The organism is Streptomyces niphimycinicus (assembly GCF_018883605.1).
In the GTDB taxonomy this organism is placed as follows: Bacteria; Actinomycetota; Actinomycetes; order Streptomycetales; family Streptomycetaceae; genus Streptomyces; species Streptomyces niphimycinicus.
Genome location: NZ_JAHLEM010001338.1, coordinates 1 through 507 on the forward strand (window position 1 = coordinate 1; position 507 = coordinate 507).

Annotated in this window: 2 pseudogenes; both read right to left on the minus strand. The window is 68.8% G+C overall.

Annotation, left to right across the window (positions count from 1 at the left end):
* Window positions 1-210: pseudogene (locus KN815_RS52510) on the minus strand (Acg family FMN-binding oxidoreductase); the annotation flags it as partial.
* A gap of 87 nt (window positions 211-297) precedes the next feature.
* Window positions 298-486: pseudogene (locus KN815_RS52685) on the minus strand (DUF1918 domain-containing protein); the annotation flags it as partial.
* Between the last annotated feature and the right edge of the window lie 21 nt (window positions 487-507).

Below are 507 nucleotides of genomic sequence, written 5' to 3' on the forward strand. Positions count from 1 at the left end.
CCAGCCCTCATGGGCGACCGCGACCCGCAGGTTCATCAGGGCGGCGCCACAGCCGATGTGCAGCGCCCGGAGTACGGGGTCGGCGTGCGGCAGAGAGCCCCGGAGGTCGGCCCGCAGATGGAAGACGCGGCTGCGCCGGGAGTACCGGAAGCGCCAGGGCTGGGCGTTGTGCATCGACGGGGCGGCCGTGGCGTCCCGTACCAGAGCCATGACCACCGCTTCGGAGAGCGAACGAGCAGTGCGGTGCGTCGCTGCGGACCTGTGGGGGCCGGTCGTCTCCCGTCGCCCTTCCGGCCGGTGCCCGCTGGGGTGAATGTGTGCGTCCGGACCGGGGAACACAAGGGTGACCTGGTCGTTGTCCGACCACCGCACGTCATAGGGAGGTGTTCCGTCGTCATGGTGGAGTCCGACGATTTCACCATCCCGTTTGGTGGCACCGCTGGTGGGGCTTTCGACAATCAGTTGGTCGCCGACTTGGGCACGCATCGACATCCCGCCTCTCTGCCT